20 protein-coding genes, 1 tRNA gene, 1 rRNA gene and 1 pseudogene are annotated in these 22,118 nt (G+C 56.0%); 12 read left to right on the forward strand and 11 right to left on the reverse strand.

The window, feature by feature from the left end; genetic code table 11:
* Positions 1 to 29 precede the first annotated feature (29 nt).
* The 4 genes from ACZ47H_RS01895 to ACZ47H_RS01910 all read right to left on the reverse strand — a co-directional run bounded on the left by ACZ47H_RS01895 (position 30) and on the right by ACZ47H_RS01910 (position 3,705).
* Positions 30 to 1,529 (reverse strand): 16S ribosomal RNA (locus tag ACZ47H_RS01895).
* A gap of 572 nt (positions 1,530 to 2,101) precedes the next feature.
* Complete coding sequence (locus ACZ47H_RS01900) at positions 2,102 to 2,458, reverse strand: DUF190 domain-containing protein (RefSeq protein ID WP_464933525.1); 357 nt, start codon at positions 2,456 to 2,458, stop codon at positions 2,102 to 2,104.
* Entirely contained in the window at positions 2,445 to 2,837 is a 393-nt protein-coding gene (gene crcB, locus ACZ47H_RS01905) for a fluoride efflux transporter CrcB (RefSeq protein ID WP_464933526.1), read from the reverse strand. Before crcB ends, ACZ47H_RS01900 begins: the two co-directional genes overlap by 14 nt.
* Positions 2,838 to 3,066: 229 nt before the next feature.
* Entirely contained in the window at positions 3,067 to 3,705 is a 639-nt protein-coding gene (locus ACZ47H_RS01910) for a class I SAM-dependent methyltransferase (RefSeq protein WP_464933527.1), read from the reverse strand.
* A 178-nt stretch (positions 3,706 to 3,883) separates the two neighbouring features.
* Between ACZ47H_RS01910 and ACZ47H_RS01915 the strand changes: the two genes are divergently transcribed.
* The 5 genes from ACZ47H_RS01915 (at position 3,884) to ACZ47H_RS01935 (ending at position 7,000) form a co-directional block, all read left to right on the forward strand.
* On the forward strand, positions 3,884 to 4,507 hold the full coding sequence (locus tag ACZ47H_RS01915; RefSeq protein ID WP_464933528.1) for an SNARE-associated domain-containing protein: 624 nt from the start codon (positions 3,884 to 3,886) through the stop codon (positions 4,505 to 4,507).
* Positions 4,479 to 4,793: a hypothetical protein gene (locus ACZ47H_RS01920; protein WP_464933529.1), complete on the forward strand. Its 315-nt coding sequence runs from the start codon at positions 4,479 to 4,481 to the stop codon at positions 4,791 to 4,793. The genes ACZ47H_RS01915 and ACZ47H_RS01920 overlap by 29 nt, the downstream gene beginning before the upstream one ends.
* A complete protein-coding gene (locus tag ACZ47H_RS01925) occupies positions 4,744 to 5,652 on the forward strand; it encodes an ABC transporter permease subunit (RefSeq protein ID WP_464933530.1) in 909 nt (302 codons plus the stop codon). Before ACZ47H_RS01920 ends, ACZ47H_RS01925 begins: the two co-directional genes overlap by 50 nt.
* Positions 5,582 to 5,941 (forward strand): ABC transporter permease, encoded by a 360-nt coding sequence (locus tag ACZ47H_RS01930; protein WP_464933531.1) that lies wholly within the window; start codon positions 5,582 to 5,584, stop codon positions 5,939 to 5,941. The genes ACZ47H_RS01925 and ACZ47H_RS01930 overlap by 71 nt, the downstream gene beginning before the upstream one ends.
* A gap of 195 nt (positions 5,942 to 6,136) precedes the next feature.
* Positions 6,137 to 7,000: a DMT family transporter gene (locus ACZ47H_RS01935; protein WP_464933532.1), complete on the forward strand. Its 864-nt coding sequence runs from the start codon at positions 6,137 to 6,139 to the stop codon at positions 6,998 to 7,000.
* Positions 7,001 to 7,080: 80 nt separating this feature from the next.
* On the opposite strand, the gene ACZ47H_RS01940 is transcribed toward ACZ47H_RS01935, so the two are convergent.
* Together ACZ47H_RS01940 and ACZ47H_RS01945 are read right to left on the reverse strand one after the other, a co-directional pair.
* Positions 7,081 to 8,688 carry an amino acid permease gene (locus tag ACZ47H_RS01940; RefSeq protein WP_464933533.1) on the reverse strand — a complete coding sequence of 536 codons (1,608 nt, stop codon included), beginning with the start codon at positions 8,686 to 8,688 and terminating at the stop codon, positions 7,081 to 7,083.
* A gap of 185 nt (positions 8,689 to 8,873) precedes the next feature.
* Positions 8,874 to 9,269, reverse strand: coding sequence for a metalloprotease (locus ACZ47H_RS01945; protein ID WP_464933534.1), 396 nt, complete (start codon positions 9,267 to 9,269; stop codon positions 8,874 to 8,876).
* Between ACZ47H_RS01945 and ACZ47H_RS01950 the strand changes: the two genes are divergently transcribed.
* Positions 9,234 to 9,983 (forward strand): DMT family transporter, encoded by a 750-nt coding sequence (locus tag ACZ47H_RS01950; protein WP_464933919.1) that lies wholly within the window; start codon positions 9,234 to 9,236, stop codon positions 9,981 to 9,983. The genes ACZ47H_RS01945 and ACZ47H_RS01950 overlap by 36 nt on opposite strands.
* Here the strand turns inward: ACZ47H_RS01950 and ACZ47H_RS01955 are convergent.
* The 3 genes and pseudogenes from ACZ47H_RS01955 to ACZ47H_RS01965 all read right to left on the reverse strand — a co-directional run bounded on the left by ACZ47H_RS01955 (position 9,952) and on the right by ACZ47H_RS01965 (position 12,102).
* Complete coding sequence (locus ACZ47H_RS01955; protein ID WP_464933535.1) at positions 9,952 to 10,734, reverse strand: metallophosphoesterase family protein; 783 nt, start codon at positions 10,732 to 10,734, stop codon at positions 9,952 to 9,954. The two genes, ACZ47H_RS01950 and ACZ47H_RS01955, sit on opposite strands and share 32 nt — an antisense overlap.
* Before the next feature lie 169 nt (positions 10,735 to 10,903).
* A pseudogene (locus ACZ47H_RS01960) lies at positions 10,904 to 11,161 on the reverse strand (amino acid transporter); the annotation flags it as partial.
* A gap of 95 nt (positions 11,162 to 11,256) precedes the next feature.
* Complete coding sequence (locus ACZ47H_RS01965; protein ID WP_464933536.1) at positions 11,257 to 12,102, reverse strand: hypothetical protein; 846 nt, start codon at positions 12,100 to 12,102, stop codon at positions 11,257 to 11,259.
* A gap of 323 nt (positions 12,103 to 12,425) precedes the next feature.
* Here ACZ47H_RS01965 and ACZ47H_RS01970 point away from each other — a divergent pair, with 323 nt between their 5' ends.
* The 3 genes from ACZ47H_RS01970 (at position 12,426) to ACZ47H_RS01980 (ending at position 14,864) form a co-directional block, all read left to right on the forward strand.
* Positions 12,426 to 12,932, forward strand: coding sequence for a magnesium-dependent phosphatase-1 (locus tag ACZ47H_RS01970; protein ID WP_464933537.1), 507 nt, complete (start codon positions 12,426 to 12,428; stop codon positions 12,930 to 12,932).
* Between the two features lie 146 nt (positions 12,933 to 13,078).
* Positions 13,079 to 13,156: transfer RNA gene (locus ACZ47H_RS01975), tRNA-Arg, on the forward strand.
* A gap of 175 nt (positions 13,157 to 13,331) precedes the next feature.
* Entirely contained in the window at positions 13,332 to 14,864 is a 1,533-nt protein-coding gene (locus tag ACZ47H_RS01980) for a xylulokinase (protein ID WP_464933538.1), read from the forward strand.
* Positions 14,865 to 14,868: 4 nt separating this feature from the next.
* On the opposite strand, the gene ACZ47H_RS01985 is transcribed toward ACZ47H_RS01980, so the two are convergent.
* Complete coding sequence (locus ACZ47H_RS01985; RefSeq protein WP_464933539.1) at positions 14,869 to 16,296, reverse strand: pyridoxal phosphate-dependent decarboxylase family protein; 1,428 nt, start codon at positions 16,294 to 16,296, stop codon at positions 14,869 to 14,871.
* A gap of 174 nt (positions 16,297 to 16,470) precedes the next feature.
* Here ACZ47H_RS01985 and ACZ47H_RS01990 point away from each other — a divergent pair, with 174 nt between their 5' ends.
* From ACZ47H_RS01990 to ACZ47H_RS02000, 3 genes are all read left to right on the forward strand, one after another.
* A complete protein-coding gene (locus ACZ47H_RS01990; RefSeq protein ID WP_464933540.1) occupies positions 16,471 to 17,430 on the forward strand; it encodes a metallophosphoesterase family protein in 960 nt (319 codons plus the stop codon).
* 198 nt (positions 17,431 to 17,628) lie between these two features.
* Entirely contained in the window at positions 17,629 to 21,186 is a 3,558-nt protein-coding gene (locus ACZ47H_RS01995; RefSeq protein WP_464933541.1) for an MMPL family transporter, read from the forward strand.
* Positions 21,173 to 21,649, forward strand: coding sequence for a PadR family transcriptional regulator (locus ACZ47H_RS02000; protein WP_464933542.1), 477 nt, complete (start codon positions 21,173 to 21,175; stop codon positions 21,647 to 21,649). Before ACZ47H_RS01995 ends, ACZ47H_RS02000 begins: the two co-directional genes overlap by 14 nt.
* Before the next feature lie 131 nt (positions 21,650 to 21,780).
* Here ACZ47H_RS02000 and ACZ47H_RS02005 read toward each other — a convergent pair whose 3' ends face one another.
* Positions 21,781 to 22,047: a hypothetical protein gene (locus ACZ47H_RS02005; protein WP_464933543.1), complete on the reverse strand. Its 267-nt coding sequence runs from the start codon at positions 22,045 to 22,047 to the stop codon at positions 21,781 to 21,783.
* Positions 22,048 to 22,118: the final 71 nt, after the last annotated feature.

The following is a 22,118-nucleotide window of genomic DNA, read 5'->3' on the forward strand; positions in this document are numbered from 1 at the left end:
GCAGCGGCCCTCTATGGCCCGCCCGGCACGGGAGGTGATCCAGCCGCAGGTTCCCCTACGGCTACCTTGTTACGACTTCTCCCCCCTTGGGGGGAGGGGGTTCGACCCCCACCCGGCGGTGAGGGCCTCACCCCCTCCCCCCTCGGGTGGAGCGACGGGCAGTGTGTGCAAGGAGCAGGGACGTATTCACCGCGCGATGATGACGCGCGGTTACTAGGGATTCCACGTTCACGAGGGCGAGTTGCAGCCCTCGATCCCAACTGAGGCGGGGTTTGAGGGATTGCCTCCCCCTTTCGGGGTCGGATCCCGCTGTCCCCGCCATTGTAGCCCGCGTGCAGCCCGGGGGTTTAGGGGCATGCTGACCTGCCGTTGCCCCCTCCTTCCTCCGCCTTAGCGGCGGCAGTCCCCCCATAGTGCCCCCAGGGTCTCCCCTGGGATGGCAAATGGGGGCGGGGGTCTCGCTCGTTGCCTGACTTAACAGGACACCTCACGGCACGAGCTGGCGACGGCCATGCACCTCCCCTCAGCGCGTCAGGCAAGGCCTTCAGCCTGGCCATCATCCTGCTGTCGCCCCCGGTGGAGGTTCCCGGCGTTGACTCCAATTAAGCCGCAGGCTCCACCCCTTGTGGTGCTCCCCCGCCAATTCCTTTAAGTTTCAGCCTTGCGGCCGTACTCCCCAGGCGGCGGGCTTAACGGCTTCCCTGCGGCACTGGGCGGGCCCTCTCGCCCGCCCAACACCTAGCCCGCATCGTTTACAGCCGGGACTACCCGGGTATCTAATCCGGTTCGCTCCCCCGGCTTTCGCCCCTCACCGTCGGGCGCGTTCCAGCCGAGCGCCTTCGCCACTGGTGGTCCTCCCGGGATTAATGGATTTCGCCCCTACCCCGGGAGTACCCTCGGCCTCTCCCGCCCCCTAGCCCGGCAGTATCCCCTCCACTCCCCGGGTTGAGCCCGGGGCTTTAGGAGGGGACTTGCCGAGCCGGCTACGGGCGCTTTAGGCCCAGTAAGCACCCCGACCACTCGCGGGGCTGGTATTACCGCGGCGGCTGACACCAGTCTTGCCCCCCGCTTATTCCCCCGCCTACCTGCAGCGGGGAAAAGCCCCCACGAGGGGGGCACTCGGGGTAGCCCCGTCACGGTTGCCCGCATTGCGGAGTTTTCGCGCCTGGTGCGCCCCGTAGGGCCTGGGCCCTTGTCTCAGTGCCCATCTGGGGGCTCCCGCTCTCACGGCCCCTACCCGTCGTAGGCTTGGCGGGCCATTACCCCGCCAACTACCGTGATGGGACGCAGCCCCATCCTCGGGCGCACCGCCGGCGATAACCCCCGGCGGCGCCTTTCGGCGGGGAACCATTCCAGGCCTCCCCGCCTATCGGGGATTAGCTCCAGTTTCCCGGAGTTATCCCCGTCCCGAGGGTAGGTTAGCCACGCGTTACTCAGCCGTCCGCCACGCCCCGCAGCGGCGGGGCGTTCGACTCCCATGGCTTAGCCCTACCCCGATAGCGGTCGGGTCCGGCAGGATCAACCGGAGTTACGGCCGCGGCTGCCCGCAGCCACGGGCGGGCCAAGCATGTGGGCCGCTAGATCGCGGGCCCAGGCCCGGGTAGCCCCCGGGCGCTCGCAGGCTCGCCTCGAAGCCCCTGTCGGACCCGAACTTCCCCAGGATACCCTTCCTGGGGGTGTTCGGGTCCCCACTTATCCTGGTAAGCGTCTCACCCTGGCCCCCCGGGGTATCTGTTTCCTCCCCGGGGCGGCCGGGGATTTACCTATTCCCGATCCGGGGATTTAACCCTTATGGTCCAGTATCCATGGCGTAATACTTAAACCCCCATCTTAGGTGTGCCCGCGGCTGGAGGCTGGAGGGTCATTCAACCCGTCGCACGGGCTTCAGGGGGCTCAGCCCCCCGTCCCCCCGCGCCGCCGCCGGGAAGCCGCGGGCGGGTTTTAGTATCGCTCCTGGAAGGTATAAACTCATAGCATGCATGCTCGAATAACACGCTGTATTCGAGATGGTGCTGCGCGTCTCTCTATAACTAGATGTCCTGATATCGCCGCCTAGAGATTGATAGTCAGGGTTGGATCCCGTAATGGGTGGGGCTGTGATCTATTTCCGGCTATCCCTCCTCTTGTGCCCGTAGTATACGAGCCTCACTGGATCCACTGTTATGAGGCCCTCCTCCACGATCTCCTCAATGTGGGGGAGCACCTTCTCAATATTCCCAGCCTCATCCACAACCTCCACCACGACCGGCAGGTCCTCGCTCAGCCTCAGGATGTCCACCGTGTGTATCAGGCTATGGCTCCCGTAGCCTGCGATGCCCCTGTATACGGTGGCACCCCTCACCCCCATTCCCTTCAGGTACTCGAGTATGTAGATGTAGAGAGGCTTCCCCTTGTACCTGTCGCTCTCACCAATATAGATCCTCAGCCTAAGCCACTTGGGCCTCTCATCTATAGACAAAGCCCGCCACCACGTACCCTGCATATACCAGGACTAGTCCCAGGATAAGAGTTGCGGCAATATAGCCTGCAGCGTCCACCGAGGACTCTGCCATGAGCCTTAGGCTCTCATACATGAATGTGCTGAAGGTTGTAAAGGCTCCCGCGAAGCCGGTGGCGAGGAAGAGTCTAGACTCGTGGCCGAAGACTCCATGTATTATATAGGCTCCCATCACGAAGCCTATGAGGAAGCTCCCGGCAGCGTTTACTGTAAGGGTACCCCAGGGGAGGAGGGGTGACGCCGTCTTCTCCTGAACGTATGCGCTCAGGAGCCATCTCGCTATTGCGCCTAGACCTCCCCCCATGAACACTACTAGCAGGTCTAGGCTCGACGCCTTCACAGACACCCACCGAGCCCGCACTATTAGGAGTGGGCGGTTTAAACATGCCTGGTACTGATATATCGTAGTGTATGGATCCATGGGAACTCCATAAACCCGTGGCTTGAGGGCGGCTCAGCCCTGCGCGGGCTCGTCATAGGCGTCAATAGGGGGCGCCTAAGCCCTTTCGAGCCACTTCACAGCCGCCCCACGAGTGTACGGGGTGTGTGGAGGGTATTAGGGTCCCTACCTAAGCCTTCACAAGCCTAAGGCAGACAAAGCCCTCCCCACCAGTATATTCTACCGGCCCCTCAACCCTCTCCCCAGCTCCTGGAGGATACGTTATAGTGGCGGCAGCCCCCTCTAGGCGGAGCCCGGCCTCATAGGCTATGTTGAGTAGCTCTTCAACAGTGTAGAACCTAGCATGCCTGTAGAACGGGTGACCCCTCCTGCCCAGCTCAATGTAGTGGCGGCCCCACTCCGAGTCGCGGGGGACTATGCAAGCGACGAGCCTCCCGCCATCCACGAGCACCCTGGACGACTCCATCAGCACCCTTAACGGGTCGTCTACAAAGCAAATAGTCACAACCATGAGGACCGTCGGGATCCTACCCGAGGATATAGGGAGGGCCTCTCCCCTCCCAGCCACCGCCTCCACACCCCTCCTCCTAGCCTTGGAGAGCATCATAATGCTCGGATCCACGCCTACCTCGCAGCCCAGGCGGTGGGCGAACCATCCAGTCCCCACTCCGACCTCGAGGCAGGGGTGCTTGTAGTCACCCAGCGCCTTCTTGGCGGCAAGGTACTCGCTCTCCGCCAGGCCGGGATGCCTCTCATACCAGGAGTCGTACCTCTCATAGTACTCGTCGAAGATCCGTGCAGTCGACAAATTAAGGTGCCCTCCCATGTAGGTGAATGTATTGTCTAATAGAAATTAATCCATCGACTTCATATAACCCTTAGAGACGGTGGGGGATGACAGGGCAGGGACGTTCCGAGCCCTCTGGATACTTGGGCTGTGTGGAAGGTCTGGAGCGAGAGGGACCCCAACGCACGGTGCTGTAGGGTTGAACGTGGTAGGGTTCATCGAGGAGCTCAACGAGTTTGGACCCATAGGCTTATTCCTAATATCATTCATAAGCAACGCCATCCCCGGATTCCCAGCCATATACCTAGCCTTCGTAGGCAGCTACGCCCTCGTAGCCAGCGATATAGGGCACTCAATCCTAGCCATAGTGGTCTCTGGGGTTGGGGCTGGCCTGGGGAAGGTCCTCGTATTCATGTCCTCCAGGGCCCTAGGCCACGCCTCGAAGAGGCTCCAGCGTGTGAGGGAGAATACGGAGTGGCTGGGGGAGGAGGCTGAGAAGGGCGTATTCATACTCGTATTATTATTCGCCGCCCTACCCCTCCCAGAACGATCTACTCTACATACCCCTAGGACTCACAGGCTTCAAAGCGGTATCCTTCACTATCGCGGTTGTACTCGGGAAGATCATCCTCACCGGCCTAGTATTCTTCCTCGGAAAGGCCTACAAGAGCGCGTTCAACGCCCTATTCGCAGCCCAGGGCCAGGAGAACCTCGGCCTACTAGTAGGGGGAATGATTGCTGCATCAATAGTCGCTACAGCAGTAATATTCTCGATGGACTGGAAGAAGATATACATGGCTTACAAGAAGGAGGGATGGGTTAAAGCGACGATAGTCCTAATACTCGAGCTCATCAGGGTGCTCACATTCAACCTTATAGGACCGGAGAGGAGGCCGTCGAGGAGAGAGGCAATCATACTGTCAGCCTCAATCCTTATAGGGGCAGCCGCCGGGTGGGAGTGGCTGGAGTGGCGCGGCTCCATCGCTCTAGGAGTGACTATGCCAATAATCGCCTCGATGATCCTATGGCTAGACAAGAAGCTTGTGGGGGAGAAGAGCAGTGATAAGAACGGTTCTATGGAAGGAGCTGCTGGACCTATCGAGGGATAGGAAGACCCTCGCCTCAGTAATCCTCCTCCCAATGCTGGGCCTCCCAGGGCTCGCACTCCTCGCAGGAGCCCTAGCCTCCACGCAGACAATACTCGTAGCGATAATACAGGAGGATGAGAACGCGACAAGCTTCGTTGAGAACCTGTCATCAAGCCTCCAGGAGGCGGTGGCTGGGATGGGCTATAGGGTTAACGTCACCATATACCGTGGAGGGGCTCCTGAAGCAGCAAACCTGCTGGTTATCGTTCCCAAGGGGTTCACTGCTAACCTTTCAAGGATAGATGGGCGAGCTAGGCTCCTCGTCAGCATAAGCCTCGGGCCCGGCGGTGAGGCCGCTTCCCAGGCTCTCCAAAAGGCTCTAAGGAGCATATCGGAAGAGATAGTCCTAGAGAGGATAGAGGAGCTTGCATCAAGGGCGAACGAGACCGTAAACCCCGAGGGAGTGCTGGATCCGATCCAGGCTGTGAGCATGTACCATGAGGCGACCGGGGCACCAGCCCCGCCAGGCAGGGCTGAGGCCGCCTTCACCGCCAGGCTCCTCGAGTTCGCCTTCCTCTTCGTAGTAAACCCTGCAGTCGTGTACATGGCTGACAGCATAGTGGGTGAGAGGGAGAGGAGGACTATGGAGAAGCTCCTACTAGCACCAGTCTCTAAGCTCGACCTGCTCGCAGGTAAGATGCTCGCCTCCTTCATACTGGGGTTCGCCGCCAGCCTAATGGATGCCGCGGGTATCCTCCTCTTCTTCCTCCTCTCGGGCCTACCGGTAACAGTCACCGGGGGACTCGCCATTGTTCTGGGGGGCCTCGGCTGCACTAGTGATACTAGTCACCTCCGCCCTGGTAGCCGCCGTATCCGCTAGGAGCGAGACCGCGCGCGGAGCGCAGAACGCCTCATTCATAGTGCTAGCCGCCGCTATGGCCGTCTACTTCGCAGCCCTCCTCGTCGACCTCTCCAGGGTCCCGGAGGCGGTCTCGCTAGCCCTCCAGCTCATACCCTTCACCCACGCCGCGCTGGCAGTCCACACCTACGCTGTAGGAGAGCCCAACGCACCCCTACTCCACATAGCCGCCCTACTAGGGTTCCTCGCAGCCTTCCTACTCCTAGCAGTCAGGAGCTTCGAGGAGGAGAAGCTCGTCATGTACAGGTAGGGGGCTCGGAAGGTTAATCCCTCCCCACACGCTGCGTCGGAGACCGCTATCCTCCTCACAGCCCAGTATAAGGGGCCCTCCCCGCCATGATAAAGATACACGTCGAAACACAATAATAGTTGGCCATAGTTGAGTCATTAAGACAGGCATATTGTGGAGTGGTGACCCATTCTGGCAGGCGACAGGCTAAAATACGTGATACTAGTAGTGTTCGCCGTAGCCAACATTTCAACGGCATCCATCCTAGTAAGGCTTGCAGGTGTACAAGGCTTCGTAGCGGCATCATGGAGGCTAATACTATCCTCAACCCTAACACTACTCCTACTACTAGCCTCTAAGGAATGGGTTAGAGTGGATCTAACACTAAGGGACCTGGCATTAATGACTATTAGCGGGATCGCGCTAGCACTCCACTTCGGCCTATGGATGATGAGCCTATTCCACCTAACAGTAGCGGCTAGCGTGACAATAGTCGACAGCTACCCGGCCATACTAGCACTCATAGGACACTACATTATAGGAGAGGAATACAATAAATGGCAGCTTGCAGGAGCCGGCGCTGCAATGATCGGAGTAGGGGGCTTAGCATTATCCTCCAGCCACGGGGGTCTAGCACCGCCGGGAGGAAACCCCCTGATAGGATCCCTCTTATCCTCATCAGGAATGGTGGCAGTAGCAGTATACTTCTCGATAGGCAAGACCATGCGGGCGAAGCACGGGACCCTCACCTACACAGGGATAGTTTACACTATAGCCGCTGTATCCTCAACCATTATAACATACATGCTTGGCTACAAGCTCACAGGCTATAGGCTAGAGACCTACATGTACCTAGCTGGACTAGCACTATTCCCAATGCTCGGGGGACACACAATCATAAACTATGTTTTAGAGAAGCTAAGCCTCCTAGCAGCAACAGTACCCGTGCTAGGAGAACCAATAGGCGCAACAATACTAGCATGGATAATACTAGGAGAACCAGTGACGGGGGAAGAAGCCCTATGGATGGCCTTAACCCTCACTGGGATAAGCCTCGTCCTGTTGAAGGAGGAGGGCTAGGGACCCTGGCCTCACGGAACATCACCTTCAAAGCACTTAGTTCTACCAGTCGCTCAGAAGACTGCTGGGTAAATAGATGCTCACGTGGAACTCTTACCACCAAGCCTCCTATACTCGCCACTCTTCCTAAGCCACTTCTCCTTCTCCTCGGGCTTAGCTATATGGATGTGTATTGGATGCATCCTAAACCCGGTTATATCAACCAGCTTCTCCTCTAGTTCTTCAACTCTAATCTTCTCTCTTGAAACTACTAGGAGGTCTACATCGTGGGACCTGTCGACTTCTCCCCTAGCAATTCCACCGACAAGGTAGACTTCGAACTCTTTCAACACTTGGCCAATAGCATCTATAAGGTGAGGGACCCACTTCCTCCACTCTCTCTTCAACCTCTCCCTCTCGGCTAGCCTACTATCAATGATGTGGGATAACCTCCTACCAGTAAGCCTCCTATACAATCCCTCCACGGTGAAAGACGCCGATAATAGTATGATGAAAAGCGCCACTTGAACCGGCTCCCGAACCATAGTGTGATAGAGTAGAAGCACCAGGGCGGTAAGTGATGAGAGGAAGCCTAGGATCTCTAACACCGGGTTGACTTTAACCTCTCTCCTCAACCTGTAACCGGCTAGGCTTACCATAGCAAAGATCACGAGGAAGCCTGCGCTACCCGCAAACGCAATTCCATCCAGTCCCACGCCATTAACTAATACAAGTGATATAAACGCGGTCAATAATAGGCCCTCTGGAGCCTGCCTCCAAACCACCCTGTCCATCGATCCCGGCAATTCCCCATACCTTGCTACAACATAACTTATCCCAGCCGTACCATATAGGGTGGCATTTATCGCTGAAGCGGTTGAGGCAAGCGCAGCGGCTACAACAATATAGAATCCCATAGCCCCCGCTGAAAGGCTGGCGACCTCGGCTAACGCATAGTCCCTAACCCGGATAACTTGAGAGGCAGATAGTACTCCAGCCGACACGAGAGCTATCGCTATGTAAACCACAGTCACTACGCTCACGGAAGCATAATAGGCTTTAGAGAGATCTCTCAGCGAGGAGGCTTCGCCCGCAGCATTAGCTATTAGTTCAAAACCCTCATACGCGAGGAAAATCACCATGCCTCCAACCACTATATTGGAGAATGATGGCCAGTTGCTCGGTGAAAACTTCCCCCAGGAAACCATCCCGATTCCAGAGACGACTACAAATAGTAAGACGGCCAGTTTGAACCCAACTAGTATATCCTCCACTCTACCCGAAGTCCCCCCGCCTAATGCATTGATGATTGTAAAGGCTATTATCACGAGACTTGCAAACACGTGGATTAGAACCAACCCCCCGCCGAAGACGCTGGCACCATAGCTTCCGAAAGCGTATGCGTAGAGAGCCACCATTACAGTATAGCTCACTATCAACAGTATGTTCAACCCTCCGGCGAGCAACCCGGGTCCAAAACCCCTGACTAGAAACTCGACTGTACCACCTCGGCTAGGATACCTCATAGTCAGTCTTGAATAGGAGTAGGCTGAGAGCAGTGCTACGATGCCAGCGATCAGAAAGGATACTGGTGCACCGTTTCCAGCTAGTTCAAGGCTTAAGCCGAGGACTGCGAAAATACCGCCTCCAATCATGCCCCCGACTCCAATGCTAAAAGCTTCCTTGAATCCTATCCTACCCTCCCTCATACCAATTCCTCTCCAAGCTAGCCTGATCTAAGACACTATACTTCAACTGGGAAGCCATGTTGCCATTAACGATGAATAATACATGCATTGAGCTCTCGCCCCCTACCTCCACCAACACGTATCATTAACAATGAGTTCAAACCAGCCCATCTCGATTCAACCGGGCCCAACACCTCAAAAAGCTTTTAGGGAACCCACCATAATACTAGTGCCAGTAGCAACATGGTTATCCAAGAGTTGAAGTCAGCCCTCATTATCTTTGAGCCGTCGAGTGGTGGAACCGGTATTAGGTTGAATAATGCGATCCAACCGTTCACCATGGCCACGATCCTTAGGAAAAACGCCGACTGCCCTGCTAGAATATAGCTGGCTAGGAGGGCGGCTAGCCCGATCACAATGTTGGCTGCGGGTCCCGCTTCAACGCTCCTCACAGCACCCCTAGCAACATAGGGGCTTGATGCATATATCCCCACGTAGCCGGGGGCTAGTATGACTAGGCCTGGGATGAAGCCGCTGCAACGTGGAGGCTCATAATCTCCTCCGCAATCACCCTCGCCCTCCTCGCTGCGACCCGCGAGCATAGAGGGGCCCGCATAACCGTGAAAGACGCCGCCCTAATGATAGTGGCAGGCATAGCGCTGGCACTCCACTTCGACCTGTGGATGGTGAGCCTCTTCCACCTCTCCATCGCGGCCAGCGTGACTATAGTCGATAGCTACCCTGCACTCCTAGCAGTTGTCGGGAGGCTCCTCTTCAAGGAGGAGTACGATAGGCTCCAGCTAGCGGGCGCCCTCGCAGCTATGCTCGGCGTGGCGGGCCTAGCCCTCTCCTCCGGAAGGGGCTCACCAATACCTACGGGAGGCGACCCAGTCAAGGGGTCCCTGCTGGCGTTTGCAGGGATGCTAGCGGTGTCAGTGTATTTCTCAACCGGTAAGAGCGTGAGGGCTCGAGTAGGGACCCTCACCTATACTGGTATAGTATACAGTATAGCCTCACCGGTATCCCTCGCCGCGACGATAACGCTAGGCTACAGGCTGACCGGGTATGGGCTAGATACATACCTCTACCTGGCCGGGCTAGCCCTCCTCCCCATGCTGGGCGGGCACACGGTGATCAACTACCTCCTGGCTAGAATGAGCCTCCTCGCCGCGACAATACCCGTGCTAGGCGAGCCCGTAGGAGCATCGCTGCTGGCATGGGCTATCCTAGGAGAACCAGTAACCCTGGTTGAGGCGGGGTGGATGCTCCTAACCCTCGCCGGGATCAGCCTCGTACTACTCCGGGGGGCGGGTTAGGGACCCTGCCCTCCCTCAGCATAACCTTTAACGCCTCCAAGTAGGGCCCCTTAATCCCTAGTGCCTCTAGGTCTCGTATAACAGGGTCGACATCATACTTTACCCTCCCGAATGCTACTCTGCCATCCCCGTCTATGACAGCGTAAGCCGCCCTGGGGTCCCCGTCTCTGGGCTGCCCAACGCTTCCAGGATTGACAACTAGCGCACCGTTGACTGTCCGGAGGAACTGGATATGGGTGTGACCCACCAGGTAGACTCCACTCACACCATCACAGCCCCTCCCCCTGCCCCTCAGCCTCGCGCTGGGGCGCAGCATGCTACAGACCTCCTCGTCGCCAAGCCATGGGTGGAGGTATGAGTAGAGGGGGTTGCGGGGCGCGGCATGGACTAGGAGGGCTTTGATGGAGCCCAGATCCGCATTCTCCCTGGTAGGTAGGCGGGCTAAGAACTCCTTATCACCCTCATCCAGCAGCTTGCTGGTTATATTCTCCCTGAACCATACGCTCAGCCAATGCGTCTTCTCCCCACACCTGCAGTCGACACCATAGGCGACTGCGTGGTCGTGGTTCCCCCTAACTATTAGCGCATCGTGCTCCCTCAGGTAGTCTATGACCTCCGCTGGCCTCGGGCCATAGTCTACCAGGTCGCCTAGAACGACGATCCTATCCCAGCCCCTAACACTCTCAACCACCCTCTCCAGAGCATGGATATTCCCGTGGATATCGCTTACGACAAGGATCTTGCCCTGCAACAGTATCATTCCCGGGTTGCCGCGGTGTGTAGTGGTGGGTAAAACATTCTTGCATGTACATTAAGTAGGGGTAAGTAGGCCTGCATGCCTTGATCGAGACGGCGGCGTCACGGCTCGTTTCTAGACTGGCTAGAGTGTGGGTTAGGAGCCATCAGCTCCCAGCCGCGTTGGCTCCATAGCTTCCAAAGGCGTAGGCGTAGAGGGCTATCATAACCGTATAGCTAGCTATAGGGAGCATGTTGAGCCCGCCAGTTAAGACCCCTGAGCCATACGCTCTCACGAGGAACTCCACAGTCCCCACGGCTTGGATACCTTGCAGTGAGCTTAGCATAGGAGTAGGAGGTTAGGAGGGCTACAATACCATCTATTAGGAATTAGACTGGAGCCCCGAGCCAGCGAGTTCAAGGCTCAAGCCAAGGACGGCGAAATGCAGCCCCTAATCATACCTCATACCTCTAATACTATAAGCCTCCCGAAACACTATTCTCTCCCTCCCGCCTTCCGGAGGCATTGTCTAAGCCTCTAATCAACTCTACCAAATGGTGTAGCACTCCATGATCGGGGGCCTCCCTGATAGAGGATCTTTGTCCCCTGGAACCTTGAAGCCTCGAACTCCAGCCCTTGCCTCACGGCTAGATCGATTATGGTTGGGGAGGCTAGCGCCTTCAGCCCAACGGCCTCGACAAGATATGGCGTGTAGTACTCCATCCTCTCGCTGGTGAGGTCGGATGAGAGATGCGATATTATCGCGGCCTCCACATTCTTCCCGGCAACGTATACAGCTCCAGCTACCAGGGCGGTCCTCGTAAACTCGGTTGCCCCGGCTAGGGCGTCCCTTAGCCCGACTCCCCTGGAGAGCTGTTGCGCGAGCCATAGTGTTAGGAGGTGGCTGTCAGTATACCTGCTGGGGTCCACCCCTAGCTTTCTAGCCAGGGGTTCAGGGTGGACTGATCCATTGTGAGCAAGGTAAACCTCTCCATACCCCGAAATCCCCGGGATCCCCGCATTGTAGGGGTGTGCATGTAGGGTCCCTCTTGGCGTGTTCCTGCTCGCCTTCCTACTGTGGAGGAGCAGCACCGCCGCCTCCGCGCCATCCAACAGTTCTGTGAGCCGCCTCGATTCCTCCTCTACATGGCTTAGATTAGCTTTGCATGACTCCTCTCCCTCCCCTAGAAGGTCTGCTGCATCATGCTTGTGGTAGTGGATCACCCACCCGCTGCCATAGTCTGCTAGGAGCAGGTAGCCGTAACCATGGCAGTGGCGCCCATCGCCCCGGGTTAGCTTTGCCAGGTAAGGGTCGCTTTTGGTCGCTAAGGCGTGAAGTCTTATTAGGGATTGGAGGAAGCGTATTCCCTCCTGCCTAGCCATCGCCACTAGTATACGGCACAATTCATCCAGTCCTCCACACTAGATAACCCCTTGTACTTGTACTATATTGTTTGAGGCGGCTTGAAATAGGAAGAGGGGTATTATGCGAACGTCCCTACCCAAAAAGGCTATGAGTGAAGCCTCAATTAACGCTGGGGATAATAAGGTAACACTCATCTCCTCGTGGAAACCTTGAAGTGGTGGAGCTAGGACGCCTCAGGGTCGCAGGGGGTCTATTGACGGAGAAGCCTATAGCCTCACAAGCCTCGGAATATAAGAGACAGTCTTCAAAACTCGGCAGAACACCCCGGGGGGATAACCCTGTGACTGTGTGGCTACTCTTCATAGACTTAGATAGGACCCTATGGGACCACCCCAACGTCTCAACACTAAAGCCTCCATTCCACAGGCTCAGCGAAGACACTATAAGGGACTCGGAGGGAGCCGAGATCCACCTAAACCATGAAATTGTACGGCTCATAGAGTGGGCCCGTGGGAGGGGAGCGGTAGTATCAACCCTCAGCTGGAATAAGCCAAGCCACGCCCTCGCAGCCCTCGAAGCATTCGGGCTGACAAGGCTGTTCGACTACCACGCGATAGAACCCCACCCAGACAAGGGCGAGTATGCCGCCCGCATAGTAGAAGCCGTGGAGAGGGAATATGGTATAAGATTGAAGCCCTGCCAGATAGTCTACATTGATGACAGGAGGATCCACCTAGAAGGAGTGCGAGAAAGGCTGGGGCCAATAATATTCCTCCAGGCATGGAAAGACTTCAAATCCCTCGAAGAAGCCAAGGAGAAGATAGAGAAAGCACTATGCCCAAGCTAACCACCGCTCTAACCCTCCAACACCATAACTATCACATAATAGACCACGCCGGCGCCATCACCAGCTGGGAAGACATGGGAGAATCGAGGGTAGGAATCAATAAAACACTCTCACCAGGCTAGCTAATATCGAGCGAGAGAAGGAATGGGCCCGTAGCTCAGCCAGGACAGAGCGCCGGCCTCCGGAGCCGGCGGTCCCGGGTTCAAATCCCGGCGGGCCCGCCACAATTATCATATTCTTCCGATTCTGTATTGCATGGTTTCAGCCGGCTATAGATTCAAGACGAGTTTTTGGTTTGTCGAAAGCATTGGGAGTCTTTCCTCGAGTAATGCTAATACATAATAGATATCTATTATGTATGATTATAAAGTGGTATGCTCTGGGTTATCGGTGGGCTCAATGGATGGCGAGGTCTTCTTCGTGGCCTTTGATGTAGGAACCACTAAGTTGAAGGCTGGACTGGTTGAAGGTGGGAGGTTTAGGGTTGTTAGGAGGCTTTCCAGGCCGGCTGATGTGCTGTATCCTAGGAGTGGGTGGGCGGAGCAGGATGTGGAGGGGCTCTGGGACTCTCTAGCCGGCCTAGCCAGGGATCTGGTAGATGGGTTCGAGGACAGGGTTGTGGGGGTGGCGTTCACTGCTCACATGGCGGGTGTTGTACCGGTAGATGATAGTGGAGCTCCTCTAAGGAATGCCATTATATGGCTCGATGAGAGGGCAGCTGGCTATCCAAAGAGCCTTTGGAGAGGGTTTCCCCGCGTCTACGGCTACAACCTCTTCAAGCTGGTTAGGTTTCTGAGAGTGACTGGCGGCGCACCGGGGAAGACGGGTAAGGACCCCCTGAGCAAGCTCCACTGGCTCATGGATAATGAGCCCGACACGTTTAGGAGGGCCTATAAATTCCTCGGCGTTACTGGCTACCTTGTCGCGAAGGCTACGGGCTCCTATACAATGAGCCCCGATGAGGCGAGCCTTACCTGGCTCGCCGACACCCGGGGCAACCGGGTAGTCTGGCACGAGGGACTCCTGCGTGAATATGGGATCCCACTGGAGAAGCTGCCTGTGATAAGGGATTCCACGAGCATCGCGGGGAGGCTGCGGGCTGATGCCGCGAGGGATTTGGGGTTGAGGGAGGGGATCCCCGTCGCTGTTGGAGGCGGGGATATGACTGTTGCCGGTATAGGCTCTGGAGCCGTAAGTGTAGGAGAGGCCCACGTCTATATTGGGACTAGCAACTGGGTGGCTGCACATCACACTAGGAGGCTCCTCGATATATCCCACTACATTGGCTCGATCATGAGCGCTATTCCAGGATACTACTTCGTGGTGGCAGAGCAGGAGGTAGCGGCTGGAGCGCTCGAGTGGTTCCTCGAGCTGACGGGTAGGAGTGGTGGATATGATCTCGTCGAGGAAGCTCTCGAGAGGGTCCCTCCCGGGGGCTCCGGCCTATTATTCACTCCATGGCTCTATGGTGAGAGGGCGCCTGTCGACGACCCATACCTTAGAGGGGCCCTCTTCAACATATCCCTGCACTCCACCTGGGAGGACGTTGCGAGGGCTATCGTGGACGGGATCATATTGAATATAAAGTGGGCTTACAATTACTTTGAGAAGCTTGTTGGCAGGCAAAATTATCTAGCATTAGCGGGTGGTGGAGCCCTCTTCGAAGAGCTTGCTAGGAATCTCGCGAGTGCTCTCAACAGGCCTGTTAGGAGGCTTAGGGACCCCCAGGATGCAGGCCTCCGCGGCGCCGCTGCACTAGCCTGTACCGGCACGGGCGTCTGCTCCTCGGTCAAAGAGGCTGCCAGGCGGTTCGAGTATGATAGGGAGTACCGGCCAGATCCCCAAATATGGAGGGTCTACGAGGACCTATTCAAGCACTACACGAGCCTCTACAAGTCTACCAGGGGGCTCTACAGAGCCTTGAACAAATGAGGGTTTAAGTGAAGAGCTTGCTTACAGCCCTCCGGAGGAGCTCCTCGACCAGGTCTGGGTCGAGATAGTGTATCAGCTCGTCTACGAGAGCCAGAACCTCGCCGCTCAATCCACTACCGCCTCCTCTTGAGAGTCCTAGGAGAGATAGAACCTCGTCTACACTCGAAGACTCGATCACTCCTGCCAGTGATGCCACATCCTCCTCCCTCACGCTTGGATTCTCGAGTGCTTCCCTCCTAGCCTCTTCGAGGTCGTGGAGGAATTCTTCCACTATACTCGAGTGGGCGGGGCTTATTGTTAAGTGGATGCTCTTGGGGAGACCCAGCTTCCTCGAGCCGGGCTGCACCTGGATGTACCAGCCCCTCCTATGCATTGCTGTGGCGAGGCTTGTAGGCGATACCTCTCCTGTGGTGAAGGCTACTATCCCTCCATGAGGGTCCCCTAGGACCCTGAAACCAAGCCTGCCCAGGCCATCTATAATCCTCCTCCTAGTATAGAGGACCTTCTCCGCAAGCCTCCTGTAGCCCTCCATGCCAAGCGACTTGAGAACCAGCCACGACGCGGCTAGGGGCCCGGCGCTCCTAGTGGAGAGGACAGCCATATTCACGATCGGGTAGCCTGGCCACTTGGAGTGGACGAATATCTGGTTCAACCTGTACTCCTCGCCCCGGTACAGAATTATAGAGGCGCCCCTGGGAGCGTAGCCGTACTTGTGTAGGTCCATTGAGAGAGACGTTACGCCTGGGAGTTCGAATCCGAACTCGGGCACCTCGTCTCCAACATCCCGGAGGAATGGTAGGAGGAATCCGCCTATACATGCGTCAACGTGGAGCCATGCCCCCTTATCAACTGCTATATCGCTCAGCGCCTTTATGTCGTCGATAACCCCCATGGGGTAGTTGGGGGCTGAACCAACGATCATCACGGCTTCACTTGTGACCTCGCTCTTCACAGCCTCCACGTCAACCCTATAAGTCTCCGGGTCAACAGGGACCTTAACGAGGTCAACGCCGAGGTACTCCGCGGCCTTCACGAAGGCGGGATGACCCGTTATGGGGAGTACGAGCTTGAGCCTCCCACCCCTACGCCTGTAATAGTCGCGGGCAGCCTTCACAGCCAACATAATACTCTCCGTGCCCCCATAAGTGAATGCCCCAACAACACCATCACCACCCCCCACCAGCGATGCAGCCATCCCTACAACCTCTCGCTCAAGCTCCAACACACTAGGGTATACTGTGAAGTCCAGCATGGTCTTGTCAAGAAAGATCATGAAAGCCCTGTGAGCCGCCTCCTTAACCTCGTCGAGGCCAGTATCATAGACGTGGCCAAACATACGCTTCGAGTTGGGATCAAAGTCCCGGGATGCCATGGAGCGGAGAGCCTCTAAGACCTCCTTCGGGTCCCTAGAGGACTCAGGGAAACGAGCCATCGCGAGCCGCCAATCCTATAATATGTATACCAGGATATAATAGGTGAAGGCATTCCCAGCCTAGGGTAACAGGGACTGTAGCGATAACCAACATAATATACCATAATATCATATATCGCTATGGGGTAAAGGGGGCACTCTATACCCCATCATCTAGAGGGGGAGATAAGGATAGTGCGGGCTGACAGGGACCCTCCATTCATAGATGCCAGCGAGTATGAGCGGGTCCTAGAAAGGGCTCTAGGCAAGCTGGAAGCCGCGGTCGAAGAAGGCACCGTAATGGTGGGAGGGGAGAGATTCCAGGTCTATGGAGGGGCATGGCTTGCCTCGGGAAAGAGCCCCTCACCCCGACCCGTCACTGTGGTAGGCGACACCCATGGAGACCACTATACCTTCAACAAGATAATTGAAAAGTACAAGGACTCATTCATGATCTTCCTAGGAGACTACGTTGACAGGGGACCCCCCGAAGGGCAAGTATACGTGTTCCACACCGTCCTCAAACTCTTCGCGGAAGGCAAAGCTCTAGTCCCGCTCCGGGGGAACCACGAGCCCCCACCAGAACTGATCCCATACCCCCACGACTACCCCCAAGCCCTCACCATACTCTACGGCCCCAGGGCAGGGAGGCTCTATGAACTCTCCAGGAGGGTCTTCGACCACCTCCCCTACGCGCTCCTCCTAGAGGATAGAGCTTTACTAGTCCACGGGGGACCCCCAATAACAACCCTAGACACCGCGAGGGACCCCATAGAATACCTAGGAGGAGACAAATTCCCTCCACAACCAAGCCTGCTAGAAGAAGTCCTGTGGAGCGATCCCCTACCCGAAGAGGCCGGGTTGGAGACGGTAAGAAACCACGTGAGGGGAGCAGGACTCCTATGGAGTAAGAGGGACACGGAGAGGGTGCTTGAGAAGCTCGGAGTCAAAATGATAATAAGGGGGCACGAATGGACTCCAAACGGCTACAAGTACGACCATGGAGGGAGAGTACTCACACTATTCTCAAGGCTCGGCCCACCATACCCAAACACAGCCGCAGCAATACTACACTGCAAAAACTTCACAAGCAACAAGCTCGAACAGCTAGCCGAAAACAGGACGGAAGAATGCATAGATGAAATCACATGGTAAAATTGTTTCAGTGTCTTTTGGATTCTTCTAATCATTGTTTTTCTCGGGGGCCTTATATATTCCTTGCGGGGCTTGATGGTCGCACCATGAAACACCCCATCAACCCCGACCAATATACAAAATTCACAGTAGGTCCACTGTATATGATCGTTCTTAAATATAGGTCGGTGGTTGATATGGATCGGGTGCTGATATGTGTTGGAGAGCGTTATATCTAGGAGGCCTTGGGCGATAATTGCTGTGTGGCTGGTGATAGTAATACTCTCCGGGCCGCTAGCGGCAGGTATCAATGATGTAGTGAAGACTAGTGAGAAGGAGTTCCTCCCCTCAACAGTCGAGAGTATTAGGGCTAGCGATGCCATGGAGAATCTCTCAAGTGGTGCGCCCAGTGCTTCTGAGAAGGGCGGTGTTCTGCCATTTCTAGCCGTTGTCTCCAATGTTCCGGTTACTCTAAATGATTACTGGAAGCTTAAACCGTGGTATGAGGGGTTGAAGAAGAAGTATGAGAGTGCCACGTTCTCCTCGTGGATCGATATAGTATCGGCTGTCGAGGCTAATGTTAGCAGCGGAGTAGAGGTCGGGCTCAACCAGTCCTTGCAGGCTGTGAAGGGTCTAGTCGAAGTTGCTAAGGCCTACAATGAGACCCTGGATGGAGTGAATCAGACCGCGCAGCTGGTTGGGGCTGTTGATGAGGCCTATCATGGCTACTGGGTGGCTGGCTCCCAGCTGCAGGCTGGGGTCCCTGTGGTGGAGGAGACTGCCTCCGCGCTTAACACTTCATGTAACGTGTTCCTCCCTGCGGTCGCGACGAGCTATTATGATGTTGTTAGGGCTGAGGCGCTTTTGGAGGCGTTGACCGATGCCTATACTAGTCCTCCCATAGACCAGCAGGATATAGCGGCGGTTGTAGCTGCGAGTAATGTTAGTGGGGCCTGGCCTCTTGACCCCGCACTGGTTGTGGCTACCTATAACGCTACTGTATCTGCTGGCGGTCCTGCGGTGTTCAATAACAGTCTAGCCTCCATGATAGCGTCTAGGATCGCCCTGCAGGCATTACAGGCTAAGGGGGTTCCCGGAGAGGCATTGGCGTTCTTCAACCTCACCGCGAATGTGTGGTCTTCAACCGTGGATGGCGGAGATGATAGGCAGATCGTAGCAGGCTCCCAGAACCTGAGCATAGGCCAGATGCAGCTGCTCCAGAAGATTGCCTCTGAGGAGGAGGCTGTAAAGCCTGTGCTCGCGAGGAGTGTTGGCGAGGCACTAGCCTCCCAGCTCCCACCTGAGGCTGCGCCGTTAGTTAATGCCACGGTTGATGCTGTATTGGAGAGCAACTGCACAGTTAATGATCAAGTAGCCGTCAGAGTGCTGGCAGGGGTCCTGGAGGAGAAGGGGATACCTGCCGGGATAGCCGAGATTATCGCTAGCGAGGTCTACCATGGTAATTACACTATGGATGAGGCACTGAGGCTCGCGGTCGAGACTGTAAACACTACTCTATCCCAGAAGGGAGTAGTGGTGCCAGGAGAGCTCCTAGAGGCGATAGCTTCAATTGTTAAGAGGTATGATGGGAACGCGGCGGGCGCTCTAACCGGGCCCTCGAAGTATGGTGTGGCCGCGGTACTCATAGCTGAGCAGTCTAATGCAACCCTAACCCCGGATGTGGAGCAGGAATTATTATCGTCGAAGAGCCTCGATGAAGCCGCCTTGAAGGCTAGTAGGGTAGTATTAGCCTCTAAGGCTGGCGAGCAAGCTGCCGGCATGCTGGACCTCCTAGCCTCTGCGGGCCTGCTCGGCAGGGGAGAGAATGCTATACTCGATGCTGCACCGAAGCTCCTAGCACAGGCAATGGCTGGGGGGATGGCTAACATAACCCAGGAGCAGGCTGAGGCCTTATTGAGAGAGGCTGCTCGGGTCTATAAAGGTGAGCTTTCATTCGATGCCGCTGTAGGCGAGCTCGTAAACAACACTATGAAAGAAGTCTTCCCTAAGATAGTTGAGAGGTTTAAGGGTATACTTGTTGAGCGGGATGGCAAGGGGTTCATAGTAGGCTTCAACGTATCTGGCGGCAACCTAGATGAGAGGGTTGAGAAGGCCAAAGCAATCAAGGCTGATATGAAGGATGGGCTCAAGGAGCTCGGATATAACGCTAGCATCCTGCTAGGCGGGGACGACTACATGAGCTATGAGATGAGCACCTCGGCAAGGCAGGATATTGAGAGGAGCGACAGGCTCAGCATGGTCTTCGTTATCATAATACTGGCACTGATAATGGAGAGTATAGCCGCAGTGTTCCTACCGTTCATAGGGATAGGCTTCGGCCTAGTGGTGAGCCTAGCACTCGCCTACATTCTCGGCAAGTACGGCATAATAGATATCACAACGCATAGCAGGACTATAATGTTCACCACAGGCCTGGGGCTTGGAATAGACTATGCCGCCTACGTTTCCAGGAGGTTCAGGGAGGCGGCGGCCAAGGGCCTCAACAGCAGGATGGCGGCCGCCGAGGCCTACAGGAAGTCTGTAAAGCCGGTGATGGCTGGAGCAATCACTGCCATGATCGGGTTCGGAAGCATGCTCCTGGCATGGGACTTCCCATTCGTATCCAGTATAGGGACGAATGTCCCCCTAACCATATTCTTCGTCATGACGGCTAGTATAACATTCATACCAGCCCTCCTAGCCTACGTGGGGGAAACCAGGTGGTTCTGGTGGCCACGTCACCCGGTTGAATCCGCTAAGAAGACCCCGAGATTCATGGGTGTCGGGAGGGCAGTTGCAGGCAAGCCCGCGATCCCCCTAGCGATTGCCGTGATACTAGCGGTTTTCGCAGGCTACGTGATGGCCGGCTTCACGGGGAGCTATGACCTATCCATAAACCTCCCCTCAGGCTCTGAGGCTAGGAAGGCCCTGGAATACATTAACACCAACTATGACGCCGGCATACTCTACCCCGTCTACATTGTAGCGTCTAGCAAGGATAAGGCCTCGGAGATAGCCAATGCCGTAGAGAACCTATCATGTGTTTCACAGGCGAGCGTGATGGAGGGCTACCAGGGCAGAGTTGTCAAGGCAGTCATGAACGTATACCCGCTCAGCAAGGAGGGAGTAGACTGCGCCTCCCGGATAAGGAGTGTTGCCCATAAAATCGACCCCGAGAGTCTAGTAGGCGGGATGAGCGCTGTCAACCTTGACATGAGGAATCTTATAAACGACAGGTTCTACCACAGGGTCTATCCGGCTGCAGTAACGCTCATGTTCCTCACCTTCCTAGTAGCGTACGGAGGCGTTATTACAGCACTATCAGCGATAGTAGCAGTAGTGCTAGCAACCTATGCTGGAAGCGCGCTCACCATAATACTCTTCCAGAATCTAATGGGCGAGGAGGTGGCATGGTACCTACCCGTCATAGTGTTCACCGCGATACTCGGAGTAGGAATGGACTACAACAGCTTCTACATTGCAAGGGCCAGGGAGGAGTGCTCGGTCGAATGCTCCAGGAGCGGGGTAGCTAAGAGCATAGCGTACGCCACCCCAACAGTTCTCGGCCTAGCAACTATAATGGCTGGCGCCTATGTTGGGTTAGCCCTAGCCTCTAGCCCCGGCCTAAGCACTATGGGTACAGCCCTCATACTGGGAGTACTGCTAGCAGGGCTGGACGCGAGCCTAATACTCACACCACCACTAATAGCGCTACTTGGAAAGGCCTCCTGGTGGCCCAGATACCCGGGAAAGGTGGAGGCCAGTGGCCAGCGATGACCGAGTAGACCCTATAAAGTACAGGATAAGGTTTCTTATACTCACAATCCTAGCCCTCAAGCCGACCCACGGCTACGATCTTACAAAGAAGATCCAGGAGGTAACCGCTGGAACCCTCAAGCCGAGCCCTGGAAGCATATACCCGGTTCTCCACGATCTAAGCGAGGAGGGGCTCATCGAAGAGGAGCTGATAGTTGAGAAGGGGAGGGCCCGGAAGATCTACAAGCTCACCAGGAAGGGGATGGAGCACCTCCTCCAGCAGCTGAACCTCTTCTACGAGATAATGAACAACATATACATACTATCCATGGAGGCCCGGAAGATTCTAGAGAAGAAGCTACATGGAGAGAGCGAGGGGTGCGTGCCGAAGAGTATAGTAGAGAGCCTCGAGAGGATCAGGGAGGCGGCGGGCGCCTACCTGAAAGCGATTAGAGACTCGGGGAGGATCTGCGAGGAGGACTAAGCCTTTTTGAATAAACCAGCCCAAACCCTCAATCCCCGCTCCCTGAATACTTCGGGGAGCCTCAGGCTGGGCTTCTCTTCACCGCTCATGGGCTAAGCGGTAATACCAGTCATCATCGGCTCAACAGGTTTTCACTCCTCGCTGGAATCGTTTAGGCTCTCGTTTATAAGAGGCCCCCACTTCTTAGAGTAGAGCACCATGACCATATAGTTGCGTTTAGCGGCATCGGGCTCCATGCAGTTGGTCGACTCGACGCTCCCATCCCTGAGCCGGGCTATTATCTTCTTCCAGCCCTCCGGCTCCTCACAGTCCACCAGCTCGACCTCCTTGACTAGGCCAATCTGAGCCTTCCCCTCCAACTCTATTATCTTCGGGTTGAGCAGTTTATCGTCCGCCACACCAGTCACCCTTCCCGTACTCGCCAATGATTACCTGGTGAGGAGAGGATCGTATAAAATAATGGTTAATA

The organism is Thermodiscus maritimus (assembly GCF_055382595.1).

Excerpts from the sequence above, each read along its gene's own strand:
- ACZ47H_RS01945 (WP_464933534.1), bottom strand. The coding sequence starts at position 9,269 with ATGCTCGCGGGTCGCAGCGAGGAGGGCGAGGGTGATTGCGGAGGAGAT.
- ACZ47H_RS01985 (WP_464933539.1), bottom strand. The coding sequence starts at position 16,296 with ATGGCTCGTTTCCCTGAGTCCTCTAGGGACCCGAAGGAGGTCTTAGAG.
- ACZ47H_RS01940 (WP_464933533.1), bottom strand. The coding sequence starts at position 8,688 with ATGAGGGAGGGTAGGATAGGATTCAAGGAAGCTTTTAGCATTGGAGTC.
- ACZ47H_RS01920 (WP_464933529.1), top strand. The coding sequence starts at position 4,479 with ATGGCTTACAAGAAGGAGGGATGGGTTAAAGCGACGATAGTCCTAATA.
- ACZ47H_RS01980 (WP_464933538.1), top strand. The coding sequence starts at position 13,332 with ATGGATGGCGAGGTCTTCTTCGTGGCCTTTGATGTAGGAACCACTAAG.
- ACZ47H_RS01965 (WP_464933536.1), bottom strand. The coding sequence starts at position 12,102 with ATGGCTAGGCAGGAGGGAATACGCTTCCTCCAATCCCTAATAAGACTT.